This window comes from Bradyrhizobium ottawaense (assembly GCF_002278135.3).
GTDB lineage: Bacteria > Pseudomonadota > Alphaproteobacteria > Rhizobiales > Xanthobacteraceae > Bradyrhizobium > Bradyrhizobium ottawaense.
Genome location: NZ_CP029425.2, coordinates 7,422,127 through 7,441,657, shown reverse-complemented (window position 1 = coordinate 7,441,657; position 19,531 = coordinate 7,422,127). Strand labels below are relative to the sequence as shown.

Here is a 19,531-nt window from a genome sequence, read left to right as displayed (position 1 = left end):
CTGAGCTCGACACAGAAAATCTGTCGTACCAGTGACAGATGCACCTGTCCGATTATCCAGTCGGAAGGATACCGTGAAGAGCCGCCCGATCGCCGTTTGCCGGTTCACGTGACCAATGTTAAAATGGCTGGGAACTCCGCGTCGAAGAGAATTAGCGAGCCCGCGGTGTTGACATCGGGGCGCGCTGCGTCTCGTAGCCAAGCGCGTTAGCGCGATAGGCTGCAAGCTTTTGAGCTCAGCTATCGCCCAAGCGTTTGACCCCGGGGAGAAGTATGGCCGCCTCGCCTCACGTCACAGCAAAGTTGCCGGCCTAAACGCGCTGCTGCCGGCGGACCGGCACCCGCCACCAGCCGGTCCAGCACAAAGTGATTCGTCTGCGGAGAGCTGAGCCCAAGGTTACGGAATTACAAACGCCATCCGTCATTTCGTCGCTCCGGACTGCGTCAGGTTATCGACAGGTGGCGCTCGTATCATGAGCGCCGCTACTCCCTTGCAGGCTTGGCTCAATGGGCGCAGAGCTCGCAGGCGAGACCGGTGGACTGCAATATCAATTGATCCGCGAGCGAAACGCCGTCTGGATTCGCTACACTGTCTGCAGTGGGTGCTAGTTGCAGAAGCGTATCCGGGCCATTCGTGCCTGTCGGCACGCTTGTGGGATCGCACCTCACTCCTTGTGGGCCGGTGGCGCGTCAGCCATAGTGGAGGATTGGCGGTTCTAAGATGCGCCGCCCCGGCGCATTCGCTTCATTTTGCTACCGAAGAAACGATATCGATGAACACAGAACAGCTCGTCACTCGTATTCCTTCCGCAACTTCCGATTTGGAAAGCTCCGAACCAGGCTCTCCGGCCGCACCGCTGTGGGGAGAGACCTTGGCCGGCGTGCACACGTCCGCTGCCGGAGCGGTTGCCTCGCCGGAGGAGGTGCTGGCCAACTGGGCTGCCGAAGACGGGCAGGGGCAACATGGGGATCGGCAACAAGCGGTAAGCCGAACGTCGGCTTGGCGGGGGACGGGTGATCTCAATCAGCCGCTAGATCTGTCGTCTCGGTCCCTTACCGCCTTGCCTGCGCCCATTTTGGCCGAGGTGCGCCGCCTGAATGTGGATCACAATCAGCTCGACAGCCTGCCCGAGACACTTTCGACCGGCCTCCAGCGGCTCTAGGCCATCAGCAATGGGCTGACGCGCCTGCCTGCAGAGACCGTGAACTACCATCACTAGGCGTTCCGCCTGGCGGTCGCCGAAGATCTGCGGCAGGCAGCCGTCAGGCCCCGTTTACGCGAGCAGTATTTCGAGTTGGCTTCGGGAGCGAACGGGAGCTGCGAAGATCGCGTTACTTTGGTCTGGAACGGCATGCAGACCGCACGCCTGAACGCTGATGTCGAGGACGGACTCTATGACGGGCGCCTCGGCGAACTGCTCCAGAACGACCGCGTCTTGTTTCGCTTGGAAGCGCTTGACGGGATCGCGCGCGAGAGGGTCAACTCACTTCGCCGTGCCGATCCCGACGCGGATGTCGACGAGATCGAGGTTTATCTTGCCTACCAAGCCCAGCTGCGGGACGCCCTGGAGCTGCGGCACAACGCTCCCGACATGCGCTTCATGAATGTGTCTCAAGTGACCGAGGCCGATGTGGCCAGGGCCGAGGCGTCGGCGCGGGACGGGAAGCGGCGGAATTTCGGGACTATTTAGCGACGCGATGGCAACCATGGAAAGCGTGGTGAGGCGTATGGTACCCCAAGATTATGCTGAAATGCAGGAGCGGCTCGTCGGCGTGATGGGTGTACAATTTGAAACCCGCTTGGATGAGCGACTGGCTGAGCATGGTCTGACGGGCGATGCCGATGCCGAGCCGGTCCTCGGCGCCAGATACGAAACGAGATTGCCCGCGCGATCAAAAGCGCGCTCCTGCATCAGGTCCTCGGGAAGCTCGGCCTTCAGCTATGAGCGCACCTCCGAAGGAGGGTCCGTCGATCCGCCTCGCCGGTCACAAAAGTCAAAATTTAATCGACGCCTTCCGGGACGGACTGCCTGCATGACGGACTGTCTGCATGAGCCATTGCCGAATGAGCTCTGTTAATTGCGCCCGTGCGTCCGTGCGGACGATCATGGTATAGGATGGACATCCAAGAGAAGATTAGCAAAACGCAATGCGTTCACGTTGCGAGCGCCGTTGAACTCAGCGCTCAACGGCCTCTCATAGGCCAGACAAATAGATGGGGGATCAGACCGATCTCTTCAAGTCGCCCTCGTGCAACGTAGGCTACCGATGTCCGTCCCCCGCGGCCGATCCCACCTTCGCAGCGTCACACTCGAATCCAGATCGCGAAACATGCCGTAATTCCGCCGGATCCATTGATGCAGCTCGGTGGACCAGTCCTTCTCGTTGCGCAGATACCCAGTGAAGGAAAAGCCAAGCCGATCTATATATCTCTTAAGGAACAGCGGTAGTGCGGAAATTCGAATCACCCGATCGCCGTCCATCGCTTCAGGTAATCCGCCGCGCAGTGCGAATTCATTGTGGATGATGACCAGCGAGGCCGGGGGAATTCGCCGCCGCAGCATCTCGTAACCACGAAAGGAGATGCGATCTGCGCCCGCGACGAAGAGTACGACAGGGGTGACACAGCACCGCGCCGTCTCCTTGACGAAGCCAATCTCCTCGCACATCTTGAAGAATTCGTCGAAGGCGTGAAAGCCGAGATCGATTACTTTGGGTACACGATCGTGAACGATGAGAGGGTCCATCAGCTGCATCTTGCCGTATGTGTCGATCACATCCGCGGTCTCCGTGATGTTGGGCAGGTAGTCGAGCAATGATGGCTCTTTCAAGTTGACGTCAAACGACAGCGTTGTACCGTCTTTCAGCAGCAAGAACTCGCTCATGGCCCGAGCGATGAGGGTTTTACCGACCTGCGGGCTAGGTGAGCAGATGATGTAGATGGGGGTCGCTAACATAGCCAGCAGATCAATTTCGTTCTGTGCGTGGGCTCGAGCTTGCCGGATATACGGCTACTTCTCGCCGGCCCGGGTGGCGGACTTGGCCCCGGCCAATTCCGTCAAGTTGATGCGATCAAATTCGCTCCAGACATTTGCCAGCCAGTGCCGGACATAGCCGCGCAGCACGAAGGAGTTGTTCGCGGGTTCATCATTGCGTCCCTTGTTCGCGACGAAGTCTATGAACGGGACGGACGCGACTTCCACCTGCTCATACGCCATCTCGTTAAGCTTCGGGATGGTCAACTCAGTCGCATGTTTGATGCGATGAAAATAGGAATTATAAGTGGCTTGATCCCACTGGAAGAATTGAGTGTCGTTGATGAAGTTCTTGACCAGGTAGTACTTTGCACCGGTCATGAAAGTCGCGGTTTCCTCGATCTCGTCTAGCGACGCGATAGATGATCCCAGGATGTGGAACACGGCAAATGTGATCTGGCCAGACCGTGCCGAGTCCAGAAAGCCGATGTTGCGCAAGGAAGCCAGCGCAGAGGACAGTAGGCCTGCGCGAGCATCGATGACAGTGACGGACAGCCCTGAGTTCAAGGTATCGAAGATCTTCATCTGGTCCGCCGTCGCAGTCATGTCGACGATCTCAGTGATCCCGGGGTAAAAGCGCTTCAGCGTTCCCCGGGGCGACTCCGTGTCGAACGCGCGTATTTGCACGTTATTGACGCTAAAGTAGTCCAGTAGCGTTCGTGATACGGTCGTCTTGCCGACTCCTCCCTTGTCCGCACCGACTACAATTACCACTGGCTTCACCATAGAAAAATCTCCTGAGCTCTTGCTATTGCCGCGCGCAAAGTGCGCTATCGGCGCGTCACTGCTTTGGGTGCGAACATGGCGGAAAGAAGGGGCAATGAACCGCCGATGCGAGAGCTCTGCAACTGATAAGCGTTTTCAACATCTAGCGAGTAACGTCGCGTGATGATGCAGCTCCGGCAATGGGAGTAATCACTTGTACTGGTGATTTACGTGAGGTTTGTGTGCGGCTGGAATATGCGGGGCAAGAATCAAAGTCTGCCCATGGTGATCGTTGGATTGCCGTAGGTTCGCTATGGATGCTGTCGCTGCCGCTATCAAATTTTAATGGGAGACCGAGTCTTACGTAGCGTCAGATTGCGAGCTCGATGAAAGCGCAAATCGGGGGGATGCTAGGCGGTCCGACTATGGCTTCGCAGACCATCAAAGGTCTACTGGATCAGATCGCCGTCTTTTCGGTATGCCGAGGAATATCTCCACGAGCTAAAGGTGAGTGGCTAAAGGCCTCTCTGCGCGCGAGAGCTAAGCACATGGGCTGCTAGAAAATAAATTGGGCGGCGTCGTCGGGCCGGTGTCTAGCTGATCGGCGCCCGGCGGGGGTGTAGTCCTGGACGGCACAATGGCCGCCTGCGCTGCGTCCTTTGGGGCGCGGCCGACGATAATTGTGAGCAGACCCCCGCCCCACAGCCGCTGCGCTGCTCTCTTTGGCGTCTTCCAGCGTCACCGCATCGACGACGGCATTCTGGTTTTCGAGATAGTCGATAGGCAACTTGTCAAGCTGATGCTGCAGTAGCGTTCGCGCCAGTTTTGATGATGTGTTGAGAGCTACCAGTTGCGAGCCCTTCAGGTAGGACTTTGCGTCATCGAGCTCCTGCTGAGTCGGTCCTTCCGCGGCGATCTGTCGGACCTGCTTCTCGATTTCTTCAACCGTTTCACCGGCCCGATCGGCGCAGGTGCCGCTGGTACCGAGAAACATGGCTGAATGATCCAGCCAGACAAGCTGCTCACGGACTGAATAAGCCAGTCCGCGCTTCTCGCGGACTTCGCGGAACAGGCGTGACGTCAGGCCGCCGCCGCCGAGAATGTGGTTGACGATACAGGCGGGCATGAAACCCGGCTCGCTGCGACGGACGGCTGGACCGCCAAAAGTCACAACTGTCTGCGGCACATCGAGCTGAATAAAGACCCGCTGCGGCGGCTTTGCTGCGATGACGTCGGCGACCGGCATCGCTTCCGCGTTGCTCGGCAGGCTGCCAAAGGTCTTATCGAGCAGCTTGCAGACGGCCCCTGGATCGACCCCGCCGACCACCGCGATTTTGAACGTGTCTTTTTGCAATGACGCGCCGGACATAACCCTTGAGATCCTCGGCCTCTATCTTCGGCACGCTTTCCAAGTAGCCATCGACTGGGCGAGCATAGGGATGATCCCCAAAAGCGACTTCGAGGAACTTGCGGCGAGCCAGCGACGAAGGATCGGTTGAGTCGTGCCGAAGGCGCGCAAGCACAGCGGCACGGTTCCGTTCGACGTCGGCGGCCTCAAAACGCGGCGAGGTTAGCGCGATCCGTAAAAGCTCGAAGGCCTCCTCCGCGCTGTCATTGATCGTGCGCAAGGCACCGCGGAAGTGATCATGGGTCACGTGAAAACGCAGCTCAATGGCATGGCGGTCCAGCCGCTGATGAAAGGTCTTGAAGTCAAATTTGCCGGAACCTTCCTTGAGCAGCCCAGAAACCATGTGGGCTACGCCAGGTCTTTGAGCGGGATCCTGAGCCGCGCCGCCGGTGAAGGCATATTCCATCGAGATCAATGGGACAGTGGAGTCCTGCACGAACCAGGCTTCTATGCCGCAAGACGAAATCAAACGCTTGATCCTGGTCCGGTCCAGTGATCGTGGTGCGGCATGCGAATTTGACGAAGCGAGCACCGCCATGGAGAGGGAGGCTCCTCCAAGGAGGATCCCGCGTCGAGTGCAAGGATGGATCACTAGTACCCGGAATCAGAGCTGAGTGATACGGCGGCCTTTGAAACGGCGTTGACGGACCTTTTTCTTGGTCCAGACGAAGGGCTCGGCTCTGTCGTTGTATGCGTTGACGTAGGCATCGATGTGTTCCTGAAGCTGCTTGAGGCTCGTGAAGGAGGTGCCGCTGAGCGACTGCCCCTGCAAGATGGAAAACCATACTTCGACCTGATTGAGCCATGACGCACTTGTCGGCGTGAAATGAAATTGCACGTTGGGGTGGGCCTTGAGCCAGTCCTCGTTCTTTTTATGGGTGTTGAGGTTGTCGAGGATGACGTGAAGCTTGCGGTTCGGAAAAGCCGCGGTGACGCTGTTCATGAAATCGAGAAACTCGACGCGGCGCCGGCGTTTTGAATGGGTCGCGATGATCTTTCCGGTGGCGACTTCGAGCGCCGCAAACAATGTTGTGGTGCCATGCCGCTTGTAATCGTGGCTTTGGCCGGTCAAGGCGCGGCCATTGGGCAACTTCAGATAACCCTGCGCTCGCTCCAAAGCCTGGATCGAGGGCTTCTCGTCCACGCACAGCACAATGGCCTTCGCCGGCGGCGCGACATAGAGGCCGACAACATCGGCGGCTTTGGCCGTAAAGTTCGGGTCGTTGCTCTCGCACCAGGACTTGCGAGCCACCAGGTCAATCTTGTGGCTGCGCAGGAACCGCCAGACATATTGGACATCGACATCGCCCAGCGCCTCGGCCAGAAGGGGGCCGGTCCAGCGCGCAAACCCTTGCGGTGGCGGCTTATCCAGCAGCTTCAGAATCCGCTTGTCGGTCGTCTTCGTATAGATCGGCTGCTTGCCAGGCCGCGGCTTGTCTTGCAGCCCTTCAAGGCCATGGTCGGCATAGCGATGCCGCCAAAGGCTGACAATCCGCGGCTGGACCCCAACTTCCTTGGCGATCGACCGGGTGCTGCGCCCATCCGCCGCCAACAGAACTATCCGCGCCCGCTTCAAATCGCGCTGCAACGTCACCGGTGAGCGACAGCACGCCTCAAGCACCTTGCGATCTTTCCTCGAAAGGTGGACTTCTCTTGCTTCGGGTATCATCCCGACCTTGAATCACGACTCACGTTCCAAGAAAAGTGGGTACTAGAGCGTCTCCCAGTGTTGCGGGGTAGACTCTTTGACGAGATAGCCGGTTACCGCTCGTTTCTTGTCGAGCCATATCCGCGCGGCCTCATGCACCTGCGGTGCGCCGACCGCGCGGATGTCGTCCGGCCAGCGTTGTACATCCTCGATGCATAGTCCCGTCGTCAGGGCGCGGCCATACCAGTGAGCGAGCAGTTCCTGACTGTCTTGGGCGTAGGCGACTTGCGCGGTTAGCCGCGTCTTCGCCCGCTGGAGATCTTCGGCACTCGCGGGATTACGGGCAATACCGGCGATTACCTCGTCGATGCAGCGCTCGATCAGGCTGAGGTTGGCGCCAGGCTTTGGTATGACGGAAATCTCGAATAGCGATGGATCGAGCGCGGCAGAGTGGTAGCTCGCCCTGGCGGTGACCGCGAGCTGCTTTTCGACAACCAGCGAGAGATAGAGATATGAGTTAATGCCGCCGCCCATCAACTGCTCGAGCACCTCAAGCGCTGGACCCTCGCCCGCGGCCGCGCTGCGAGTCGAGGGTACGAGATAATAGCGGCGCAGGGCCGGCTGCTCGACGCGGGCATCGGCCAGTGTCACTCTGCGCTGCGCGGCCGGCGGCGGTTCCTGCGGCCGCAGGCGTTCCTTGGGAATCGAAGGTTGCGCGGGGATGCCGCCAAACGTCTCCTTCACCATGGAGCGCATTTCCTTGGTGGCTACGTCGCCAGCGACAATCAGGATCGCGTTGTTAGGTGCATAGAAGCGCCGGTAGAAGGCAAGCGCGTCCTCTCGGGTAAGCTTTTCGATTTCCTGGCGCCACGCGATAATAGGGTGGCCGTAGGGGTGGTTGAGGTAAAGCGCCGCCATCATCTGCTCAGCAAGCCGGTTACCTGGATGGTTGGCGACCCTCATATTGAATTCCTCCAGCACGACGTCTCGCTCGGAGAGCACGTTCTCGTCCTTGAGAACGAGACCGGTCATGCGGTCGGCTTCAAATTCCATCATCTTGCCGAGGTGCTCTCGAGGCACGTGGTGGAAGTAGCTGGTGAAGTCGAACCCGGTAAAGGCGTTCTGGTAGCCGCTGGCGCGCAGCACGGCCTTGGAGAATTCATCCGCCGGATGTTTGGAAGTACCCTTGAACATCAGGTGTTCGAGGAAATGCGCAAGCCCCGATTTGCCGGGCGGTTCATCCGCGGAACCGACCTTATACCAGATCATCTGAGTGACGACTGGTGTGCGATGATCCTGGATCACAACCACCTGCAGGTCGTTCTGAAGCGTGAAGCATGCTGCTCGATCTGATCTGACCGTGCCGGCATAGACGCTAACCGCCGGAGTGGTGCGCGTCGTCGAGTCCAAGGCTTCAGGTGGCCAAATGTAACCGTCGACATGTCATGAACACAACCTTGCGCACAACGTCTCAGGAGAACTTGGCGTCTCTGGAGATTTGGGGGTAGATCAAGCGCGATATACGCTGGCACAACACTCAGCAGCTTGCCGTCACACATCTCGCTCTACACGATGAGCGGCTTGACGATTTGTCTGCCAGCGAGCAGCTCCTCTGAGTACACTGCGCCGAAGTAGTCCAGGATGAACGTGCGACAACAGCGTAGTTTATCGGCCGCGCGCATCAGGTGCCGCGGGGGAGCGCGATTGAGAAGATTTGCCGCAAAAGCCCATCGGTTGTTGACGCGCGAGGTAAACAAATGCTCAGCGATAGCTTCGATGAGACAGTGGAAGTCACTTGCCGGCCGTCGCGGTTTACGTAAGGCAAAGGGAAGCCGAGCGCACCGCTCACCGTCCTTAAATCACCTGCCAACAAGTCACTCAGATTAAGGATACCAAGGGCACCGCAGATCGCGGTCATGTGATTTGCGGTTGCAAGCCGGAGCCTGGTTGGCGCATGTTAACTACTTCGCTATTTCTCCTCTCTCTTATCTGAACGACAAGATGCCAGAAGGGCGTGGATGTAGCAGTGCCGAGCGGGTTTGATGAGGATGTGATCCTCCCGGAGGACGTTCATGCCGGCAAGATTCTGCCAACCAATCATGCCGTCCGCTGCCGGCGGCTAAAGGGCTGAAAACGGTTTGCGAGCAAGTTTTTTCCCGGGAAGGCAGAGGAGGAGATCCTCACATGGCAGGACCGGGTGTCATGGAGATCGTGCGCCGCCATCGCGCGCTGTAGCTTCGCAGTGCCGATAGACCGCGTCATTTCGGCTGATACAAGGAGGCTCTTTGCTGGCGCAAGCTGCAGATCAGGAGGAACACGAGGCTGCGGAGTCCGAGAGATAATCGATCTGCTGCTCGTCCGGCTTGATTCCGCCAGACGAAAGGGCCCACAGCGCAGTCCAACTCCGCCTGCGGATACGGAAAAGATGTCGGTGCTCAAGAGTACATGCAGCAGGAAATGAGATAGAGGCCTGATCTTGCCCCGCCGATCCGGCCAATCGCTCTTCGTGTGATGCCTGTAGGCTCTACATAAAGTCATATTCCTCATCATACGGATCGTTCGCGGGCTTCGCTACACTCTCGGTATACTTGGCATTGCCGCTGTTGTCTTCAGTCGCGGCAAGATACAAAGGCGGCTTACCCGCCCGCTGCCAATTGCCGCCTTCGTTCTTCCATTTGTCATCGTGCTTGGTGGGATCTAGCACCATCATCGAGTCACTAACCTCAAGAAAGCCCAACGCTGCCGCGCGGGCTTTCGCTTCCGGATTGGAAGAGTGGGAGAGAACGAGCGGTTTGTTTCCGTCGATCTGGAGCTGATGTTCAAGCAAGATATCGCCCGCGTTCTCGACGAGCGGATGAGTAACCCGGAAAGCTATTGTTGAGGTGATTTCATCTCGTCCAGGAAATTGATGGCGCTAATCATTGTTGCCCTTGAACAGCTCACTCATGCGGCCTCCGGGTTCCGTTCTCAGAAGCCCGACGCTCTTGTTCCCAAGCTGATAGCTGAAAAAGCACGATTTCTCCGAAATAGACTTCGTGCCGAAGCGAAATGCAGTGTCCGCTGTGCGTGAGCCTTTTCGGAAACCCAGCGCGAGTATCGCTGCGGATTGGCAGCAATATCCTCTATGTCTCCTCCATAAAAATCTGCCAGCTTATTCTCAAACGAAGATTTTGAGATCTCAACCACCGGCCGCTCGTCAACCAGCGCGTATGGCGGGACTGCTGCCAAAGATGCATCAACGGAGCAGCTCGATGGCGCCAAACTCAGAGCAGAGAATACATCCAAGAATCTTGGGCTATCCGTGTGGGAGCCATCGTCCGAGCTCGTTCCCATTTCATCGAGCTCGGACGCACGTTCGCTGTTAGATAGAGCTTTAGTGTTTTGAAACATAACACGTCCTGTTATGTCGGCGAGGCCGCGCCGGAGTGGGGTTCCGCGCTCATAGTAAGCCTAGCTGTCGGCAAGCTGACAGCTAAGCATCACGCTTCGCTATTCCTGCCCGCTCTTGATCGCCTTATCTTGAACGAGCCAATGCTTTCCGGCTGCCCGCCTGAGGTGCTGCGCTGGCATCGCCGGCGTCCATCTTGCCTTGAAGGGCGAGGGACAGTCCGAAATTGTTGCGCAGCATCGGGTTTGCAGGTTCCGCCGCGAGAGCTTGGCGGTATAGCTCTTGGGCTTCCTGATGACGGCCCTCGTGATCGAGAACAACTGCTTTGGCATTTAATGCGCGCAGGTCGCCAGGGGTTGCCAATAACACGCCGTCGAGCACCTCAAGCGCATCATTCGGACAGTTGCGTGCCAGCAGGGCTCGCGCAAGAGGAATAGCCGCATCAATGTTGTTCGGCTGTTGCTTCAATGCGTCGCGCAGAGCCCCTTCATCAGCATCTCGGCCAAGCGCGTGCGAAATGCGCTCGCGCGCGGCGGGGTCGATCTCTTCGCTGTCTGCGAGGTCTGATGCGGACCTCTGCTGCGGTGAAAGGCCATGTTTGTCTGCGGTAGCGCAACCAGCGAGCAGCACAACAGTCAGCATCGCAAGCAGAGCCGGCCGCAGCCTTGGACTGGCGGAGCACAGATATCGGCGGAAGCTGGTGTCATTAGATTTCATCGGCTACTCACAAGGTAGTGCTGCGCACTCTTAGCTTGCAGCTGTTAGGAGCCCTCCTGAGGAAGGCGCCTTTGGAAGCTTGACGGATCCGATCGGCCGGACCGTGAAGTCCGCGGCGAGATCTTGATAGGACAGAACAGGCAAGTCGATTCCGTTGCGCGTGAGAAAACCGCGCACGAAACGCCGGATATCCATCGAACCGAGGACGACAGGCTGGCTCTTACTTTGCGCGATGGTCGCATGAATCTGACGAAATTGTGCAAGCAGCTTTTCGCTCTGCCATTCATCCAAGACGAGATATGGGCCTACGGCCGTTTCCCGTACTGCGCCGCGGATGATTTCCTCGCTCTCACGCTCGATGATAAAGGCGACCACGACGCGATGGGCATTAGCATACCGGAAGCAGATTTGGCGTTTTAAGGTAGCACGAACATACTCGGTGAGCAGGACGGCGTTTTGCTCGCGCTCGCTCCATTCTGCCAATGCCTCCAGAAGCAAGCGGGTATTGCGGATTGGAATGCCTTCATCGAGCAAGCGGCGCAGGACCTCGGCGATCCGAGGGACGGTGGCCGTACGCAGTACCTCCTTCACCAGATCAGGGTATTCCTGCTCCATCCGAGCGAGCAATTGGCGGGTTTCCTGAATACCGACCAGGCGCTGTGCAAAGCGCGTCAATGTGGAATGGAGACGTAAGGCAAGAACTTCGCTTAGCCGATGATATCCGATTCCGGCGGCCTTGAGAGCCGCTGCATGCCGTTCTTCGATCCAGACCCGATTCGTTTCAGGGTCTTGTTGAAAGGGGATGCCGCTCAATTCGATGTTCGCGACATCGTCGTTGAGTGCCAAGTGCCCGGGATTGATCACATCACGCTCAACTGGCACACTATCGACATCGACCCTGAACTGCGACGAGGACAAGCTGTCGCCAATCTGGGCAGGGATCCGCGGAATGGTGATGCCAAGGTCCGCCGACACGAGCCTTGAAACACGCGAAATGCTCTCTTCCAGCTCGTCTTTGTCGATCGAATCCGTCAGGTTTGGTGCAAGGAACAACGCGATCGGAAGCGCTTCCGCATGTGCGGCCTGCTTTTGGACCGCTGCAGGAACCGGCGCCGATGCCGCGGCGCTAGCTCCTATTTTGGCGGCAGGCTTGTCGTCTTTGGGGCCGACCTTGACGTAGCTTGCGGCAGCGAACAGGACGGCCAGCACGGCAAACGGGGGCAAAGGAAAGCCAGGAACGAGCCCCATGAATACCAAGACGCAAGCGGCTAGCCTAAGTGCCTCCGTACTTGCGGTAAGTTGGTGAACGATATCGGCGCCGAGTCTGAGTTTGGAGGGTCCGTTGACGCGCGTGACAATGGTCGCGGCGGTAATTGACAGCAGCAGCGCCGGAATCTGCGAAATGAGCGCATCACCAATCGTCAAAAGAGTATATTGATGCAGCGCTTCATCGAGCGACATGCCCTTGGAGAGCAGGCCGATGCTTATTCCGCCAAGCATATTGATGCAGATCACGATCAGCCCGGCGATCGCGTCTCCCTTAACGAACTTCATGGCACCATCCATAGCGCCATGAAGCTGACTCTCTTGTTCCAAGGCGGCACGTCGGCGGCGTGCTTCGTGTTGATCGATGTGGCTGTTGCGTAGCTCCGCATCGATCGCCATCTGCTTGCCTGGTAGCGCGTCAAGCGTGAAGCGCGCAGACACCTCTGCGACGCGTTCGGCACCCTTGGCAAGAACCATGAATTGGACCATGGTCACGATCAAGAATATGACAATTCCGACCGCAATATTCCCTGAAATGACGAAGTCGCCGAAGGTGTGAATGATGCTGCCCGCGTCGCCTTCGGCGAGGATCAGCCGTGTTGTTGCAATCGTCAGCGCCAGCCGAAATACGGTGGAGATCAGGATGACGCCCGGCAAGGACGAGAAATCAAGCGGTGTGCTGAGATAGAGGGCAACCATCAGCAGCAATATGGCAAAGCCAAGATTGAAGCCGATCAGCATGTCGATCACGATGATTGGGATTGGCATGATCATCATGCCGATCGCTAGAAGCAGCATCAAGGCAACCATGAAATCCGGGTGGGCCGGAGCGCGCACGACAAAGCCGCGCAAGGTGTTAGCCATGATAGATCCCTATTGCTTTCGGATGAGGGCTGTACTCGCGCGCAATGACACATAGGTCTGGAAGACCTCGCGAGCCTCGGCCATGCGGCCAGCGTGCCGTAGCGCGTGACTGCGCAACAGCGTCATCGGTATGCGAGAAGAGGGTTGCGTATCAAGTGCGTCCAGCCGGTCCAGCACATGGAGTGCTTCCTCGCCGAGGCCCTCGGCGATGAGCGTGTAGGCTAGAATGCGGAGTAGACCGACGTCGTTGGAATGCTCGCGAGCTGCAATTCGCAACAGAGCCAGGCTGTGTGCGCTCTGCCCGCACGCGAGATGGACATATGAGAGTGCGCAAAGCAGGTCGCGCTCTGGCCCGGAGATCGACGGAATATCGCCGGATTTTGAGACTCCTGGAGCCAGGGGAACGGCGACGCGATGCAATCCATCAGGATCGGCCATGGCTAACCCTTGATTAAGCTGTTTTGGTTTTGTCGGAGCATTAGTAACCGCTGCAGCTCCTGCTGCAGGATTGCCAAGCACTCTCGCGCCGTCTTGTCTTCCGGCGTCGCCTCCAATGTTCGCGTCAAGCGTTCCAGAAGAACACCATGCTTGTCAGCGCGCAGTACGTCGGGATGACGAAGGCGCGGAACTACGAAGGAGAGTAGTCCGCGGGACAGATTGGGACCATAAAGCGAAGCCAATCTCGCGCGTGCATCTACCTCATTCGCTCCTGCTTCGCTTTCGAATAAAGTGACGCGTGAGATGGCGCCGACGGAATCGACCCCGAGCGCCGCTTCGCTCGCGCCATCAATTGGCAGATCATACGAAGCCGCATCCTGCCACGACGCCCGCTTCGTGCCGCTATCCGCATGGGCGCCTCCGACTTCGAGCTTATCACCTCGCGAAGGAGGCGAGCCGATGACTGGTGCGTGCTGGCCCGCATCTAACCCCTGCGATGAGTTGCCGGGCCCTACGGAGTTCTGAGGCAGCCTAGCCATAGCCTTCTCCTTCTCTTTTGCAGGGTAGAGACCTTAATAGGGCAAAGCGGCAGATCGGCCGTTGCGGCTGAGCAGAACTCGTCCATCCTCGATTCGATCAACGGTCCATCCATTACTTAAGAGCGCGCCGACGAAATACTTCTGCCCGGCAATAAGCAGATAAGGTTCGCTTCCGCGCCAGACGGCTTGGACAGCAATCGAAGACGGCATCTTTTCCTCTTTCACCGCGACAGCGTTCACAAGGGTCGGGGTACCATTGCTTTGACGATCGAACCATTGCTGGATTTCTTTCCATTTTGCGACGAGGTCCGGCGCAATCGTCCCTTCCGCGGTCACGACGCCGGGCCCGTGCCCGATCTTGACGTCAGGAAGGCCCTCTCGTTCGATCTGTTGGCGCAGTGATGCGGCCATTTCATCAGCAGCTCTCGCGTCAAAATGATCGACGGTTGGTTTAGCGGCAATTTCGACCGCGTGCGATGATCCGGTGCTTGGCGCCACCGCCCTATCGCCGGGGGCAAAGATGATTGAGACGGTGCCGATCGCGACAGAGCTGAGCAAGATCAGGCTGAGTGCCACGATCGAGCGGCGAGATCGCTTGCTCGAAGCAATTGGTTGGAAATCCTCTGCCGACCAGCGGATGGACATCGCGCCGGCATGAATGATCGCGGGAAGCGGCACTCTGACGCGCTCACCTGTTGCAATGCTAGCGTGACGGTCAATGCTGATTCTGGCAGCGAGCGCTTCGAGCTCGATCGAATCGCGCTGCGGGATGACGCGAAGATGATGCGGTTCGAGCCCTTGTTCAACGAAGATCATGTCCGCATCGAGGCCGCTGCCCACAATGCTCTCGCCGCCCGCCGTCTTTCCTTTGAGCCCGGTATAGACCCCCGAAAGCACCTCGAACTCAAGCGAAACAGAGTCGTTCACGATAATCCCCCGAATAACGAGAGAAGCCGTACGGCGGTGCCGTACGGCTCATCCAGACTTCGTCATTCACAGCGCGGCGACGGTAGCAACTGCGGTGAGCCACCCGTCTTGCAGAATTACTGGACGCGCTCGTCGGCGACCTTCTTCTCGGACGAGAGTTCGGTCGTAATTCTGCGCATTGCCACGGCCTGGGCCTGAACCTTCTGGCTCACACGCTCGAATTCAGCCATCTGGTTCTGGAAGCCGCTATCGCCGGTCTGCTGGGCACCAGCAGCGCCGCCATTTCCGCCAACATTGTCAACCGCCATGTCTATTTGCCTTTCTTTTGGGATAACGCTGGTTCTGATTTGTTACGAGGTGCGGGCCGGCGAGACGATCGCAGGAATGGAAAGGAACATGGGCGTACCGCCGAGCGTGCTGAGCCCGAGGTTCAGCTCCGGGCTCTTGCAGGCAGTCTCGTGCTTGGATTGCACCTCGGTCTTTTCGCCGGCGTCTTTGTGGTCTTCGGCCTTATCATGGTGACCCTCGTCGGGCACCAAGGTGTGGACCACCTTGTCAAAGACCTTGTCCACGGTCCCGCCCAGTGCCGAACCAATTGCCGCTCCGGCCGGGCCGCCTAGGTAACCGCCGGCGGCGCTTCCAATCATTTCTCCGATCATTGCGTTCTCCTATGTTCGTCTTGTTGCGCAGACGACTGTTCGCCTAGCTTCAGCGGCCTCATGCTAGGGGCGCTAGCTTTCGAAAAGCTGACGAGCCTCACGTTGAGGCGAGTGATATTTTGCGGCAGGCTTGCATCTGCTCGCAATCATCGGATCGCCCTGTCGCTCCCAGCGGCGCCCTATAGCCGGCTTGGATGAAGGCGAGTTGAGCCGTGCTTAGCTGCGCGTTCAGGAATGATTTGACTTGGCGGAACCTTCGCAGGCGCGTGGCTTGCAGGGTGGAGCACGGAAGCGGGATAAGGTCATCGAGCCGTGCGGATCTCAGCCCTCGCTTGTCCCGTTTGGCTAAGATGGCGGCTTGCGAAAGCTCACCTTTCGCGAAGTCTTGATGTTTGGGAAAATGCAGCGAGAGTTCAAGCTGTTGATCGCTCCTCGCAGATGATGTGCAGTTCCGGCGGGAGCGCTGATTGCGGTGAGGATGAGATGATTGGCTGATAACCGGCAACGTCGTGTCATTTGCCTGAAGACATGGGAGCACCGCTGGTACCAGACGAATCTTGCCAGGAGGGAATATTAAATCTTGCGATACGTTCAGCGAAGGATGCGTTTCGGACATCCGATCGATGCCAAAGTGCGTGCGGCTTGGCTCGCTGATCATCGTCAGCTTTTCGACAGGTGTTCGGGCTACCGTATCTGTGAGTTGAATGCGCGTGATGTGCTCGTGCGGTTACGGTGATGGGGCGAGAGAGGATCTCCATAGGCTGCCGGTTCTGGCAAGGGAATTAGTCGTTCGTTCGGATGAGCTGATCAGGCGCTCTCATGCAGATCTGAAGCGGCGGATCTTGGGTGACTATGCGCGTAACGCTCACAGTTTTACAGATGTCGTCTATGCAACAGGAGTGAACTAAATGCAGTATCTTCCCGTGGCCGGCCTGCCAGTGGTGGGTGCGCCCGACTCGATGAACGGAGTGGCGCCGGAGGGCGCTGTTGTCACTCCCACCTTCAACGCCATGTTGGGGCAATATGCCCCGGCGAGCTACCAGTACTTGCCGGTAGCCTCACCAGCCCTCGTCGGTACGGCCGTTGGGAGTGTCGTTCCGGTCGTCGTGGCGCCAGCCGTCGTTACGACGCAGGCGTACATGATGGCGCCTCCTCCTTCCACCATGCTGATGAGCCAGCTGAATCAGAATGCCGAGCCTGCTGTGGATCCGGTGTGGACGCATGAGGTCAAGGATGGCAAGGCCACGATCAACCTTGGGGACAAGTATACGATTACGGCCAATGAGAAGGATGGCACGTGGACAGTCCGCAACAACCAGACCGGCCATGTCACGGTCATTCATGGCGACCCGCACGTTGATGCCGACGGAGACGGCAAGGATGACTTCGATTTCAAGAAGGATATGACGTTTCAGCTCGACGACGGCACGAAGATTACTGTGAATAATGTCGACTACGGCAATGGCCAGGCCATCTCTTCAAAGCTTACGATTACGAACGGCCACAACGCGATCGTTGTCGAGGGGCTCGGCGACGACAAGGATGGCAAAAACAATCTGAGGGTGACGCAGTCCAACGCTGGGATGACCCTTGACGAGTTGACGTCTGATGGTGCCCAAACGATCCATGAGAGTGGACAGGGATGGGTCGATGGCGCCGGACGCGCCGTGAATCAGGCGAGTATCGACGACGGCGAGCAAGGGCGTGGGCCGGGCAACTACCAGTATGCAAGCGGAGCGCCCACCTCTACGGCGCCCGTCTTCTTCGTTCCTCCTCCGCCGCCGCCTCTTGCGATGGTGCCTGTTGCGGCTGCCCAGGTGCCCACGCAGTCTTCTCAGCCGGCGCCAGTGTGGTCACATGAGGTCAGGGACGGCAAGGCTGAGATCAAGCTTGGTGATAAGTATTCGATCTTGGTCGACGAAAATGACGGAACAGTGCTCATTCGTAACAGTCAAACAGGCAAGATCACCTCGATTAAAGGCGATCCCCACGTCGATGCCGACGGTGACGGCAAGGTCGACTTTGACTTCAAGAAGAACATGACTTTCCAGCTCGACGACGGCACGAAGATTACTGTCGACACCGTTGATATCGGCAAGGGCAAAACGATGGCCTCGAAGCTGACCATTACTAACGGCGACAATGCCATGGTCGTCGAAGGGCTTGGAGACCGCTTTGACGGTAAGAACAATCTCAAGGTGACGCAGTCGAATGCGGGCCGTACGCTTGATCAATTGACTTCGGACGGAGCCCAGACGATTTATGAACAACCAGGCTCGGGGTGGGTTGACCGGTCTGGACGCCAGGTGAACCAGGAAATCATCGACAGCAATGAGAATCCAGGCACAACGTCCGATGCTTGAGTTGGCCTGAGGTCTGGCTGGTACTGCGAAGCGGTTCCAGCTTATGGGGTAAGTCACTGAAGTGGGCGCTAGCGCCCGCTTTTCGTGTTCAGTGAGGAGATGAAGATACTAGTACCCACTTTTCTTGGAACGTGAGTCGTGATTCAAGGTCGGGATGATACCCGAAGCAAGAGAAGTCCACCTTTCGAGGAAAGATCGCAAGGTGCTTGAGGCGTGCTGTCGCTCACCGGTGACGTTGCAGCGCGATTTGAAGCGGGCGCGGATAGTTCTGTTGGCGGCGGATGGGCGCAGCACCCGGTCGATCGCCAAGGAAGTTGGGGTCCAGCCGCGGATTGTCAGCCTTTGGCGGCATCGCTATGCCGACCATGGCCTTGAAGGGCTGCAAGACAAGCCGCGGCCTGGCAAGCAGCCGATCTATACGAAGACGACCGACAAGCGGATTCTGAAGCTGCTGGATAAGCCGCCACCGCAAGGGTTTGCGCGCTGGACCGGCCCCCTTCTGGCCGAGGCGCTGGGCGATGTCGATGTCCAATATGTCTGGCGGTTCCTGCGCAGCCACAAGATTGACCTGGTGGCTCGCAAGTCCTGGTGCGAGAGCAACGACCCGAACTTTACGGCCAAAGCCGCCGATGTTGTCGGCCTCTATGTCGCGCCGCCGGCGAAGGCCATTGTGCTGTGCGTGGACGAGAAGCCCTCGATCCAGGCTTTGGAGCGAGCGCAGGGTTATCTGAAGTTGCCCAATGGCCGCGCCTTGACCGGCCAAAGCCACGATTACAAGCGGCATGGCACCACAACATTGTTTGCGGCGCTCGAAGTCGCCACCGGAAAGATCATCGCGACCCATTCAAAACGCCGGCGCCGCGTCGAGTTTCTCGATTTCATGAACAGCGTCACCGCGGCTTTTCCGAACCGCAAGCTTCACGTCATCCTCGACAACCTCAACACCCATAAAAAGAACGAGGACTGGCTCAAGGCCCACCCCAACGTGCAATTTCATTTCACGCCGACAAGTGCGTCATGGCTCAATCAGGTCGAAGTATGGTTTTCCATCTTGCAGGGGCAGTCGCTCAGCGGCACCTCCTTCACGAGCCTCAAGCAGCTTCAGGAACACATCGATGCCTACGTCAACGCATACAACGACAGAGCCGAGCCCTTCGTCTGGACCAAGAAAAAGGTCCGTCAACGCCGTTTCAAAGGCCGCCGTATCACTCAGCTCTGATTCCGGGTACTAGGTGCGGCGGCCTCGATGAGGATCTTAGCTCTTAGCGTGATAGGGGCAGTCTGAGCTTTGGCGCCAATTCGTAGCGACAAATACGCCATAACTCAGGATCAGGCAGCAGCAACATGCCTCGATGCTGAGGGGTAGCGGTCCCCGGAGTTCTGCAGATATGGGCGCAGCGAGCGCCAAGTCTGCCTATGTTCCGGAAAATCTCGGAGGATCTCTCTAGCGCACGATCTCGCGGGCGGCTGCAGAACCAATCGAGGATAATAGATGACGAAGTTCATCGGCGGGGAGCGCTCGGGCTCGCTTAGAACGTCTGGTGCCCTGGCTAAAGAGCGCTCCTGATGAACCCT

At 58.1% G+C, this 19,531-nt stretch carries 16 protein-coding genes and 2 pseudogenes; 4 read left to right on the top strand and 14 right to left on the bottom strand.

The features are described from left to right. The first annotated feature begins 772 nt into the window (after positions 1-772). Both CIT37_RS34820 and CIT37_RS34815 read left to right on the top strand, forming a co-directional pair. The gene (locus CIT37_RS34820; protein WP_014497954.1) at positions 773-1,162 is read left to right on the top strand and encodes a hypothetical protein; all 390 of its coding nucleotides are present in this window, start codon (positions 773-775) and stop codon (positions 1,160-1,162) included. A gap of 66 nt (positions 1,163-1,228) precedes the next feature. Next, positions 1,229-1,690, top strand: a complete 462-nt coding sequence (locus tag CIT37_RS34815; protein WP_074076604.1) for an NEL-type E3 ubiquitin ligase domain-containing protein — start codon at positions 1,229-1,231, stop codon at positions 1,688-1,690. Positions 1,691-2,236: 546 nt separating this feature from the next. On the opposite strand, the gene CIT37_RS34810 is transcribed toward CIT37_RS34815, so the two are convergent. The 14 genes and pseudogenes from CIT37_RS34810 to CIT37_RS34745 all read right to left on the bottom strand — a co-directional run bounded on the left by CIT37_RS34810 (position 2,237) and on the right by CIT37_RS34745 (position 16,251). Continuing rightward, positions 2,237-2,956 carry a hypothetical protein gene (locus tag CIT37_RS34810; protein ID WP_011084599.1) on the bottom strand — a complete coding sequence of 240 codons (720 nt, stop codon included), beginning with the start codon at positions 2,954-2,956 and terminating at the stop codon, positions 2,237-2,239. A 54-nt stretch (positions 2,957-3,010) separates the two neighbouring features. Next, complete coding sequence (locus CIT37_RS34805; protein WP_011084600.1) at positions 3,011-3,760, bottom strand: P-loop NTPase family protein; 750 nt, start codon at positions 3,758-3,760, stop codon at positions 3,011-3,013. Between the two features lie 519 nt (positions 3,761-4,279). Next, a pseudogene (locus CIT37_RS34800) lies at positions 4,280-5,685 on the bottom strand (M16 family metallopeptidase). 66 nt (positions 5,686-5,751) lie between these two features. After that, positions 5,752-6,816, bottom strand: a complete 1,065-nt coding sequence (locus tag CIT37_RS34795) for an IS630-like element ISRj1 family transposase (RefSeq protein WP_026192128.1) — start codon at positions 6,814-6,816, stop codon at positions 5,752-5,754. A 42-nt stretch (positions 6,817-6,858) separates the two neighbouring features. Next, on the bottom strand, positions 6,859-8,205 hold the full coding sequence (locus tag CIT37_RS34790; RefSeq protein WP_018647480.1) for a M16 family metallopeptidase: 1,347 nt from the start codon (positions 8,203-8,205) through the stop codon (positions 6,859-6,861). Between the two features lie 1,114 nt (positions 8,206-9,319). Beyond that, positions 9,320-10,128, bottom strand: a pseudogene (locus CIT37_RS40360) (effector protein NopP). Positions 10,129-10,309: 181 nt separating this feature from the next. Further along, positions 10,310-10,900: a tetratricopeptide repeat protein gene (locus tag CIT37_RS34780; protein WP_011084608.1), complete on the bottom strand. Its 591-nt coding sequence runs from the start codon at positions 10,898-10,900 to the stop codon at positions 10,310-10,312. 30 nt (positions 10,901-10,930) lie between these two features. Beyond that, the gene (sctV, locus tag CIT37_RS34775; RefSeq protein WP_011084609.1) at positions 10,931-13,030 is read right to left on the bottom strand and encodes a type III secretion system export apparatus subunit SctV; all 2,100 of its coding nucleotides are present in this window, start codon (positions 13,028-13,030) and stop codon (positions 10,931-10,933) included. Between the two features lie 9 nt (positions 13,031-13,039). After that, positions 13,040-13,468 carry a tetratricopeptide repeat protein gene (locus tag CIT37_RS34770; RefSeq protein WP_011084610.1) on the bottom strand — a complete coding sequence of 143 codons (429 nt, stop codon included), beginning with the start codon at positions 13,466-13,468 and terminating at the stop codon, positions 13,040-13,042. 2 nt (positions 13,469-13,470) lie between these two features. After that, positions 13,471-14,007, bottom strand: coding sequence for a hypothetical protein (locus CIT37_RS34765; RefSeq protein WP_011084611.1), 537 nt, complete (start codon positions 14,005-14,007; stop codon positions 13,471-13,473). A gap of 33 nt (positions 14,008-14,040) precedes the next feature. After that, positions 14,041-14,934: a SctD/MshK family protein gene (locus CIT37_RS34760; protein ID WP_011084612.1), complete on the bottom strand. Its 894-nt coding sequence runs from the start codon at positions 14,932-14,934 to the stop codon at positions 14,041-14,043. 116 nt (positions 14,935-15,050) lie between these two features. Further along, positions 15,051-15,242 carry a hypothetical protein gene (locus tag CIT37_RS34755; protein ID WP_014497948.1) on the bottom strand — a complete coding sequence of 64 codons (192 nt, stop codon included), beginning with the start codon at positions 15,240-15,242 and terminating at the stop codon, positions 15,051-15,053. 42 nt (positions 15,243-15,284) lie between these two features. Further along, complete coding sequence (locus tag CIT37_RS34750) at positions 15,285-15,593, bottom strand: hypothetical protein (protein WP_011084613.1); 309 nt, start codon at positions 15,591-15,593, stop codon at positions 15,285-15,287. 97 nt (positions 15,594-15,690) lie between these two features. Next, positions 15,691-16,251 (bottom strand): hypothetical protein, encoded by a 561-nt coding sequence (locus CIT37_RS34745; RefSeq protein ID WP_014497947.1) that lies wholly within the window; start codon positions 16,249-16,251, stop codon positions 15,691-15,693. 250 nt (positions 16,252-16,501) lie between these two features. On the opposite strand from CIT37_RS34745, the gene CIT37_RS34740 reads away from it, so the two are divergent. Beyond that, entirely contained in the window at positions 16,502-17,956 is a 1,455-nt protein-coding gene (locus CIT37_RS34740) for a DUF1521 domain-containing protein (protein ID WP_014497946.1), read from the top strand. Positions 17,957-18,110: 154 nt separating this feature from the next. Next, a complete protein-coding gene (locus CIT37_RS34735) occupies positions 18,111-19,175 on the top strand; it encodes an IS630-like element ISRj1 family transposase (protein ID WP_026192128.1) in 1,065 nt (354 codons plus the stop codon). Positions 19,176-19,531: the final 356 nt, after the last annotated feature.

Coding starts and splice junctions, on each gene's coding strand:
- CIT37_RS34750 (WP_011084613.1), bottom strand. CDS start 15,593: ATGATCGGAGAAATGATTGGAAGCGCCGCCGGCGGTTACCTAGGCGGC.
- CIT37_RS34795 (WP_026192128.1), bottom strand. CDS start 6,816: ATGATACCCGAAGCAAGAGAAGTCCACCTTTCGAGGAAAGATCGCAAG.
- CIT37_RS34810 (WP_011084599.1), bottom strand. CDS start 2,956: ATGTTAGCGACCCCCATCTACATCATCTGCTCACCTAGCCCGCAGGTC.
- CIT37_RS34770 (WP_011084610.1), bottom strand. CDS start 13,468: ATGGCCGATCCTGATGGATTGCATCGCGTCGCCGTTCCCCTGGCTCCA.
- CIT37_RS34755 (WP_014497948.1), bottom strand. CDS start 15,242: ATGGCGGTTGACAATGTTGGCGGAAATGGCGGCGCTGCTGGTGCCCAG.
- CIT37_RS34735 (WP_026192128.1), top strand. CDS start 18,111: ATGATACCCGAAGCAAGAGAAGTCCACCTTTCGAGGAAAGATCGCAAG.
- CIT37_RS34765 (WP_011084611.1), bottom strand. CDS start 14,007: ATGGCTAGGCTGCCTCAGAACTCCGTAGGGCCCGGCAACTCATCGCAG.
- CIT37_RS34740 (WP_014497946.1), top strand. CDS start 16,502: ATGCAGTATCTTCCCGTGGCCGGCCTGCCAGTGGTGGGTGCGCCCGAC.
- CIT37_RS34780 (WP_011084608.1), bottom strand. CDS start 10,900: ATGAAATCTAATGACACCAGCTTCCGCCGATATCTGTGCTCCGCCAGT.
- CIT37_RS34805 (WP_011084600.1), bottom strand. CDS start 3,760: ATGGTGAAGCCAGTGGTAATTGTAGTCGGTGCGGACAAGGGAGGAGTC.
- sctV (WP_011084609.1), bottom strand. CDS start 13,030: ATGGCTAACACCTTGCGCGGCTTTGTCGTGCGCGCTCCGGCCCACCCG.
- CIT37_RS34820 (WP_014497954.1), top strand. CDS start 773: ATGAACACAGAACAGCTCGTCACTCGTATTCCTTCCGCAACTTCCGAT.
- CIT37_RS34745 (WP_014497947.1), bottom strand. CDS start 16,251: ATGATCAGCGAGCCAAGCCGCACGCACTTTGGCATCGATCGGATGTCC.